The following is a 653-nucleotide window of genomic DNA, read 5'->3' on the forward strand; positions in this document are numbered from 1 at the left end:
GCATTGACTGTACCGCTGACACCGATGTTTGCAGAAATATCGCCGTCAGTATTATCTGTGGCTGTGGCACCAGGGTCAGTGTAAATTGTATTCACTTCATGATTAATTGGGTTATTGCCAACTAAGGTGATTACCGGTGGTGTTACATCATCTACCGTCACAAACCTTACCATGGGGTTTGCAGCATTTCCTGATGAATCAGTGACATTGTAGATAACTGTGTAAGTTCCTTGAGTATTTCCATCGACGGTATCACCGCTAACAACAATATTTGAGCTAATATCGCCATCTATATTGTCTAATGCTGTAGCGCCCGCATCGACGTAGGCTGTGCCAAGCTGGTGATTGGTGTTTGTATCGCCAATTAAAGTAATTACTGGGGCTGTTGAGTCATCTATGTTGACTGTACGGGTTACGGTTGGAGCAGGGTTGCCCGATGAATCTGAGACATCGTAAGTTATAAGGTAGCTGCCGATTAAGTTAGGGTCTACCGTGTCGCCACCGACAACAATGCTTCCGGAAAGGTCACCATCTACCGCATCCGTAGCTGTTGCGCCAGGGTCAGTGTAAGGCGAGCCTTGTGCGTGAGTGAGAGGGTTATCTCCGAGTAGGGTGATCATAGGGCTACCGGAATCGGCAACGATAACATCTCG

Annotated in this window: 1 protein-coding gene; it reads right to left on the reverse strand. The window is 47.3% G+C overall.

Features of this window, described 5'->3' with window-relative positions; translation table 11 throughout:
* Positions 1 to 653: DUF5011 domain-containing protein (locus tag A3757_RS23445; RefSeq protein ID WP_197470269.1), on the reverse strand; the 653-nt coding region annotated here is incomplete at both ends.

It is taken from the genome of Oleiphilus sp. HI0117 (genome assembly GCF_001635235.1).